At 68.0% G+C, this 7,886-nt stretch carries 8 protein-coding genes; 3 read left to right on the top strand and 5 right to left on the bottom strand.

Annotated features, from left to right (window positions below; all coding sequences use genetic code 11):
- Positions 1–610, top strand: a 610-nt coding sequence (locus tag OS124_RS0102330; RefSeq protein ID WP_010137689.1) for a LuxR C-terminal-related transcriptional regulator, incomplete at its 5' end; no start/stop codon positions are given.
- A 24-nt stretch (positions 611–634) separates the two neighbouring features.
- On the opposite strand, the gene OS124_RS27855 is transcribed toward OS124_RS0102330, so the two are convergent.
- Positions 635–1,264 carry a sensor histidine kinase gene (locus tag OS124_RS27855; protein ID WP_237708058.1) on the bottom strand — a complete coding sequence of 210 codons (630 nt, stop codon included), beginning with the start codon at positions 1,262–1,264 and terminating at the stop codon, positions 635–637.
- A 320-nt stretch (positions 1,265–1,584) separates the two neighbouring features.
- On the bottom strand, positions 1,585–2,820 hold the full coding sequence (locus OS124_RS27850; RefSeq protein WP_029375111.1) for a hypothetical protein: 1,236 nt from the start codon (positions 2,818–2,820) through the stop codon (positions 1,585–1,587).
- A gap of 451 nt (positions 2,821–3,271) precedes the next feature.
- On the opposite strand from OS124_RS27850, the gene OS124_RS0102315 reads away from it, so the two are divergent.
- Positions 3,272–4,063 carry an IclR family transcriptional regulator gene (locus OS124_RS0102315; protein ID WP_010137688.1) on the top strand — a complete coding sequence of 264 codons (792 nt, stop codon included), beginning with the start codon at positions 3,272–3,274 and terminating at the stop codon, positions 4,061–4,063.
- Here the strand turns inward: OS124_RS0102315 and OS124_RS0102310 are convergent.
- The 3 genes from OS124_RS0102310 to OS124_RS0102300 form a co-directional block, all read right to left on the bottom strand.
- Entirely contained in the window at positions 4,029–5,534 is a 1,506-nt protein-coding gene (locus tag OS124_RS0102310; RefSeq protein ID WP_010137687.1) for a tripartite tricarboxylate transporter permease, read from the bottom strand. The two genes, OS124_RS0102315 and OS124_RS0102310, sit on opposite strands and share 35 nt — an antisense overlap.
- Positions 5,531–5,986 (bottom strand): tripartite tricarboxylate transporter TctB family protein, encoded by a 456-nt coding sequence (locus OS124_RS0102305; protein ID WP_010137686.1) that lies wholly within the window; start codon positions 5,984–5,986, stop codon positions 5,531–5,533. Before OS124_RS0102305 ends, OS124_RS0102310 begins: the two co-directional genes overlap by 4 nt.
- Before the next feature lie 65 nt (positions 5,987–6,051).
- Entirely contained in the window at positions 6,052–7,011 is a 960-nt protein-coding gene (locus OS124_RS0102300) for a Bug family tripartite tricarboxylate transporter substrate binding protein (RefSeq protein ID WP_010137685.1), read from the bottom strand.
- A gap of 196 nt (positions 7,012–7,207) precedes the next feature.
- On the opposite strand from OS124_RS0102300, the gene OS124_RS0102295 reads away from it, so the two are divergent.
- Positions 7,208–7,828: a flavin reductase family protein gene (locus OS124_RS0102295; protein ID WP_010137684.1), complete on the top strand. Its 621-nt coding sequence runs from the start codon at positions 7,208–7,210 to the stop codon at positions 7,826–7,828.
- Positions 7,829–7,886: the final 58 nt, after the last annotated feature.

Here is a 7,886-nt window from a genome sequence, read left to right as displayed (position 1 = left end):
GGATCAGCCCGAGACCCGTGCCGCGCTCGTCGCCCTGGCGACCGAGTGTTTTCCCGGCGCCCGGATCGCCGAGGCGGCGACGATCCACGCGGCGCGGACCCATCTTCGCAATGCGACGGTCGATCTTGCGCTGGTCGACCTGAACCTGCCCGACGGTGAAGGCTACGTCATCCTGCGGCATTGCCGCGAACATGCCCCCGAGACGCTCTGCGTGGTCACCACGGTCATCTCCACCGATGCGGCGGTGGTCAACGCCCTTGCCGCCGGCGCCTCGGGCTACCTGTTGAAGACCGACGCACCCGGGCTCTGGAAACTGCACCTGCGCCAGATCGTGCAGGGCGTGCCCGTGCTGTCCCCCGCCATCGCGCGGCGCATCATGGAGCACTTTCGCCGCACCGCGCCCGCCTTCGAGAGCGACGAGCGGCTGACCGCCCGCGAAACCGAGGTGCTGTCGCTGATTGCCCGGGGCATGCGCATCCCCGAGGTGGCGCAGATGATCGGCGTGGCCGACAGCACCGTGGCAACCCATATCAAGAACATGTACCGCAAGCTCGGGATCTCGAACCGCGCCGAGGCGGCTACCCACGCCGTCCGCCTCGGGCTGCTCTAGCCCCGGCCCTGCCCGCCCCCGGCCCTACACAGCGCGCTTTGGCACGACCGTCGATGCCGGTTCGGGGCGGCGCGCCGAGAAGGGCATCTCGGCCTCGATGCGAAAGCCCTGCCCCGACCGCCGGGAGATCGTCATCTGCCCGCCGATGTCCGAGATCCGCAGCCGCAGGTTGCGCAGGCCGTGGCCGCCCTCTCCGATCAGCGACGGGATACGTACCGGCGCCCTGCCCCGCCCCCCGGACCCGCTGTCCGACACCGCCACCCGCAACCCGTCCTCCAGCACCTGCAGATCCACGCTCACCCGGTCGGCGCCGGAATGGCGCGCCGCATTGTGCAGGCTTTCGCGCAGGAAAGAGCGCAGCGCATGGGCGACACCGGCAGACAGCCTCAGGTCTCCGGTCTCGACCAGGGGCCAGGTGCAGGCAATGCCGTGGATTTCCAGGTAGTCCACCAGTTCGCCGCGCAGGTCGGCGACCACCTCCGCCAGCGGCAGGCTGCCACCCTGCCCCTGGGTCAGAATGCGCCGGATGTCGGTAAAGGTCTCCCGGATCAGGTCATCCTTGTGCGATGCCTCGATCTGGCTCAGCGCCGAGGTCAGCCGCAGGCCGACGTTGTCGTGGACATCGCGGGCGATGCGCTCGCGCTCTTCGTGCATCCCCGCCTCGAAGGCCTGCCGCCCCTCGATCAGCTGCTTCAGGATCGCGATGATGTCGCGTGCCTTGCGCTGATCCTCGGGCGAGAAGAGGCTGCGCCCCTGGTCCTTCCAGCGCAGCCGGAAGCCCGGAAGAGGCGGCGTGGAGGGCACCAGAAGGGCGGCCCCGTCCTCTTCGATCGTCACATCGACGCCGGGCACTTCCAGGGCGACCTCGACGGACAGGGGCGCGAATTCCGCCACCAGCAGTTCGCGCCAGAGCGCCTGCTGGCGGTCGCGGTCGCGGGCCAGCGCGATGGCATCGGCGGCCCGCACCAGGTCGGTCAGCGGGAAATCCTTGCGCCGCCGCGCGAAGACCCGCCGCGCCAGCCAGTCCCGCAGCGGCAGGTAGGACAGCAGGAAGAGCAGCAGCAGCGCTCCGAAGACGGGGCGGTGCTCGGTCGAGACAGAGAACACGAGGACGGCATCGAGCAGGACGAGAACACCCCCCCGACGACGTAGTAGAGAAGCCGGAAAGACCAGCGCTCGAGATCGAAGAAGCGGTAGCGGCGCACGGCAAGGGCGACACCGGCGAAGACCAGCAGGAACAGCGGGAAGGAGGCCGCCTGCGACACCCGCCCCTCCAAGCCAAGCAGCGCGGGCAGGACCGAGGCGATGACGAAGCCGCCGGCGCCCACGACAATCCCCAGGGCGACCAGCTTCAGCGCTGCCCGCGCCATCGGATCGCGCCGCGCAAGGACACGCTGCACCACCAGCAGGACAAGGATGCCGGCGAGGGCGAGCACGATCGGCACATGGGCATAGAACACGGGGTTGAGCCCACCCCTCACCTGCTCGGCCAGCATGGGCAAAAGCAGCAGCAGCATCGGCAGCAACGCCGGGACCGGCCCCAGCAGGCGGCGCGGATAGCTGAGGAACAGCCCGATCAGGCCGCCGCCGAAGGTCAGGGCTCCGAGCATGTTCAAAGGCGACAGGACTTCGAAGGCCGTTTGCGACAGCGCCAGTTCCCGGCTGCTGTAAAGCGCGGCGGCCTGGGCCGAGACATGCAGACCGACAGCGGTCAGGAACAGGAAGGCATGGCTTGCGCGGCGCGGGTTCATCGCCCAGATCCAGCCCCCGATCAGCATCCCGGCGACGCCGGTCAGCACCTGCGCCCAGAAACCCACGGGCAGGTCGGACAGCGGGCGCATCCGGGAGACGGGCACCGTCTGGCGCCCTTCGGCGCCATCGCGGCCCAGCAGGTGCAGCTCTGCCTGCCCGCTCCGCAGCACGTCATGCAGCGCGCCCTGATCGGCGCGGAACGCCGCAATCAGCGCTCCGTCATTCAGCTTGTCCGGCTCTTCGACCAGGGTCCGCCGGTCCACCCCGAGCACCCGCCCTCCGGGCGCCGCCAGGCCGACCAGCCGTGCGCCGACAAGCTCGGACCGTTCAGGGGCATCCGCTGCGATGATGACCAGACCCTCTCCCTGGTCCGGGATGGCGAAGTCCAGTCCGAGCGAGGGCTGGGACAGGGCCCAGAGGACAACATAGATCGCACTCGCAAGACAGGCGATTGTCACACCGGCCGCCAGCGTAAAAGGTCGCGCCAAACGCATTTGAAATAGATCCGACAAAGAGTATTGGGATCAGAAATAATTGGGCCGGGCTATTTGACAAAGAAGAATTTTCCAGATTTCTCATTCGGGATAGACGTGTGTTCCTGCCTCCAATTCAGGTCAGCAAACTGCCAGACGAGATGGCATGCCATGACGCCCCGAGACGATCAGGCCGCGATGATGCCTGTCGCAGGCAGCCGGCGCGCCCCTGTGATCGCTGCGACCCGCCCCCTGACGGGAGGCCGCCCGCCGGCGGCCAGGGCACGTTGACCCTGCGAAAGCCGCCGGGTTAGAACGGGCTACCTCCTGGCACACCGAAGAAGGCCCGCCCCCCGAGGCCGCCCCTTTGGCCAGGCGCGGCCCTCGCCCGGCCCGGGGCACCCTGCCCGGCCCCCTCATGTCATTGGCAGCGGAAATGTCTGACCCGAAACAGAAGAAGATCGGCACCCAGAGCATCGACCGGGCCTTCGACATCCTGGATGCCATCGCCCGCTGCTCGCCCTCGGGAATTTCGCTCAAGCAGATCTGCGAGAGCACCGACATCGCCAAGCCGACGGTCCACCGCATCCTGCGCACCATGCTTGATCGCGGCATTGTCGAGCGGCAGGCTGATCTCAAGTATCACGTCGGACGGGAACTGACCCTGCTGGGCCTGTCCTCCGAGCTGCGCCGCTTCCGCGAACTCGCCTCGCCGGCCTTCAGCCGGCTGAGCGAGGCGGTCGGGGATGCCGTCTTCCTGTCGGTGCGCAGCGGGCTGGACACGGTCTGTGCCGACCGGCGCATCGGGACCTTCCCCATCCAGGTGCTGTCGATCGAGATCGGATCGCGGCGCCCCCTGGGGATCAGCGCGAACAGCATCGCCATGCTGTCCTGCGTGTCCTCGGCGCAGGCCGAGGAGATCCTCGTCCAGAACGCGGACCGGCTGAGCGCCTACGGCGTGCCCCTTCCCACCCTCAGGGCGCGGATCATCGAGGCGCGCCGTCGCGGGCATACGGTTCTGCCCCGGGCGATCACCCAGGGCACCAGCGCGATCGCCTTTCCGATCAAGGACGTGCTCGGCCGCCCCGTCGCGGCGCTGAGCACCATCGCGATCTCGTCGCGCCAGCGCGGCGCGCGGGTCGGCGAGCTGGTGGATCTGCTCGGCGTGGCCGCCGAACAGATCTCGCAGGCGATCACCCGCGGGCGGCCCTCGTCTGACGGCGCCTGAGGGCCAGAACGGCGGGGGCCAGCAGTGCCACCACGACCAGCCCGAGGCAGGTCACCGCAACCGGCGACGACAGGAAGGCGCCGAAATCGCCGTTGCTGATGAACAGGGTGCGGCGGAAGTTCTCCTCGACCAGCGGGCCGAGGATGTAGCCCAGCAGGATCGGCGCCGCAGGATAGCGGAACATGGTCATGATGAAGCCGAGGATGCCGAAGGCGACGGCAACCAAGACGTCGAAGACACTGCTGTTCACGCTGTAGACGCCGACGCAGATCAGGAAGATGATCAGCGGGTAGAGCACGTGGCGCGGCACGTTCAGGATCTTCACCCAGAGCCCGATCATCGGCAGCGTCAGCAGCACCAGGATCAGGTTGCCGACCGAGAAGCTGGCAACGAGGCCCCAGAACATCTCGGGCTGCTCGGAAATCAGGTTCGGCCCCGGCACGATGCCGTGGATGATCATCGCCCCCAGCATGAAGGCCATCACCGCATCCCCCGGGATGCCGATGCAGAGCGTCGGGATGAAGGCCGCCTGGACCGAGGCGTTGTTGGCCGCTTCCGGCGCGGCGATCCCCTCGACCGCGCCTGTGCCGAAGCGCTCGGGCGTGGCCGAGATCCGCTTTTCCGTCGCATAGGCGACGAAGGCAGCGATGGCCGGGCCGGTGCCCGGCAGCGCGCCGATCCAGGACCCCAGCAGAGAGCCGCGGATCGCCGGGAAGACCGACTGGCGTGCCTCGCGACGGCTGGGCAGCATCTCGCGCAGGCGGAACCCCCGGTTCGGGGGCTGGGGCACGTCCGGCGCGGCGAGGTTGCTCAGCACCTCGCCGATGCCGAAGAGGCCCATGGCCATGGCGACCAGGCTGATGCCGTCGGTCAGCTCGATCTGGCCGAGGGTGAAGCGGTAGGCGCCCGAGGTCACATCGGTGCCGACCATGCCGAAGATCAGCCCCAGCACCATCATCGCCAGCCCCTTCACCGCCGATCCCGGCGAGGCGGTCGAGGCCGCGACCAGGCCTAGCAGCATGACGGCGAAGTACTCGGGCGCGCCGAAGGTCAGGGCGAACCTGGCCAGGGGCACGGCGAAGGCGACCAGCAGGACGATGCCGACCATGCCGCCGAAGTAGGAACTGAGGGTGACGATGAACAGCGCCTGCCCGGCCCGCCCCTGGCGCGCCATCGGATTGCCGTCCAGGCAGGTCGCCGCCGCCGAAGGGGTGCCGGGAATGTTCAGCAGGATCGACGAGGTCGAGCTGCCGTATTGCGCGCCGTAGAAGATACCCGAGAGCAGGATCAGCCCGTGCACCGGCTCCATGTAGTAGGTCAGCGGCAGGCAGAGCGAGATCGCGGCCAGCGCCCCGATGCCCGGCAGCACGCCGACGAAGGTGCCCAGGACCACGCCGCCCAGGCAGATGACGAGGGCTTGCCAGGTCAGCGCGATCTGGAAGCCGAGAGCAAGGTCATGCAGGACGCTCAAAACCAGTCCCCGATCAGGTTGAAGGTCAGGCCGAAGCCCAGGATGAAGACGACGTAGCCGACCGCCGTCAGGATCAGGCTCAGCAGCAGGGCGCGTTTCAGGTTCAGCTGCTCTTCCGCGAAGGAACAGAGCAGGATCAGCGCCAGAGTTGCCAGCAGCAGCCCCGCGCCCTCGATCAGCAGCGCCCAGAGGATCACGCCGGGCAGGTAGAAGCAGGCCGGAGCCAGCCGCCGCGACAGTGCGCTTTCCGTCCCGGCCTCGCGCAGGGCCAGCGCGGCGAGGATCATCAGGAAGACCCCCAGGCCCAGCGGAAAAGCGCCCGGCCCGATGTCATTCAGCCGGCCCGGCCCGTAGCTCCAGCCGCAGATCGCGCTGACGGCGCCGATCGCGAAGAGGAAGAGTGCGAAGATCAGCTCGGGCAGGCGGCCGATCCGGTAGAAGGTGTGGTGCATGATATCCCCCCTTGTGCAGGCGGCGGCCTCCTCTGCCGCCGCCCGCCGACGACGCGGTCGGTGCGTCAGCGGTTGGCGTTGACCTCAGCCACGATCGGGCGCCAGGTGTCGTCGATCTCGGACAGGAAGGCCGAGAACTCCTCGGGGCTCTTCGGAGAGGCGACAGAACCGAGGTCGGCGAAGCGGCTCTTGACCTCCTCCATGCCCAGGGTCTGGTTCATCGCGGCGGACAGCGCCTCGATGGCGTCCTGCGGCGTGCTGGCCGGGGCCAGAAGACCGGTGAAGGTCACCGCCGCGAAGTCGAACTTGCCGGTCTCCTTCAGCGTCGGCACATCGGGCAGCGCCTCGATCCGCTCGGAGGAGGTCACCGCCAGGGGCACCACCGACCCGTCCCTGATGTAGGGCAGGATGACCGACATCTGGTCGAAGCTGAAGGCGGTCTCGCCACCGATCAGCGAGGCCAGCGCGGGGGCATTGCCCTTGTAGTGGACGATACGGAAGGCGCTGCCGCTGTCGGCCTTCAGCTTTTCTGCCGCCAGGTGGTTGGTCGTGCCAGCGCCCGGCGAGGCCATCAGCAGGTTCTCATCTCCGGCGCGGGCCAGCAGGTCGTCGATCCCGGTGATGTCCACGCCCTTGCGCACGGTCAGCGCCATGGGCGTGATCGACACGGTGCCGATGGCCTCGAAGTCGGTCTTCCAGTCATAGGCATCGGGGCGGTTCATCGTCATCGGCGCGAAGAGAAGCGGGCCGTTTGCCGCCATGAACAGCGTGTAGCCGTCCGCGTCCGAGTTCTTGACGTATTCGGCGGCGATCATGCCCCCGGCCCCGGCGCGGTTCTCGACCACGATCGGCTGGCCCAGCAGTTCTTCCATCTTCGGCGCGATGATCCGCGCCGCGCTGTCGACATTGCCGCCCGGCGGATAGGGCACGACCAGCGTGACGGGCTCGGACGGAAAGTCGGCGGCGAGGCCGGTGACCGGCAGCAGCGCCAGCACGGCGGCCAGAGTGTTCTTCCAGGACTTCATCGTTTCCTCCCTAAGGTAACCTGTTCCGGTGCCGCCCTCCTGCGGCGCTCCGGATCTGCCCCAATGAGCACAGAACCCACCGTTTCCACGCAACCGCAAAAACCGGAATGTTCCACATGGTGGACCTTTCCCTCATTTCCCCTTGTCGAAACGAGGGTCGCATTCTTGTGTTGGGCCGACAAAGGGAGGACCAAACATGCACGTCGATCCATCGGATCTGTCGGCCCAGGAAAGCTATCGCCTGCTCACCGGAATCGTGGTGCCCAGACCCATCGCCTGGGTCTCGACCCTGTCCGGGACCGGCGGCGTCAACCTTGCTCCGTTCAGCACCTTCACCTTCGTTGCCCCCAAGCCGCCGATGGTCGGTTTCAGCGTCGGCCGCAAGGGCAGCACCTACAAGGACACCGCCCGGAACATCCTGACCCGCGAGACCTACGTGGTCCATATCGCCGACCGCGGCCTGATGGAACCTCTGCACGAAAGCGCCGAAGAGGTCGCCCCCGAGGTCAGCGAAGCCGAGATGCTGGGCCTGGAGACCCTTCCGAGCGACTGCATCGAGGTGCCCCGCCTCGCCGCGGCGCCGGTCGCCATGGAATGCCGCCTGCGCCAGGTGCTGGAGTTCGGCGACACGCGCAGCCGCTTCCTCGTCGGCGAGGTGCTGCGGATCCACATCCGCGACGGGCTGGTCCGCGACGGCAAGATCGACAGCGCCGAGCTGGATCCGATCTGTCGTCTGGCCGGGCCCAACTACGCCACCCTGGGCGAGATCCGCACCCTGCGCGCGATGCAGCAGACCAAGAAACATTCAGGAGCCTGACCCATGAAGCTTGCCAGCTACACCCTGGACGGCCGTCCCGGTTTCGGCATCGTGACCG

It is taken from the genome of Oceanicola sp. S124 (assembly GCF_000220565.1).
Lineage (GTDB): Bacteria > Pseudomonadota > Alphaproteobacteria > Rhodobacterales > Rhodobacteraceae > Pseudooceanicola.
The sequence above is the reverse complement of the archived record's forward strand: the minus strand, read 5'-3'. Positions and strand labels throughout refer to the sequence as shown.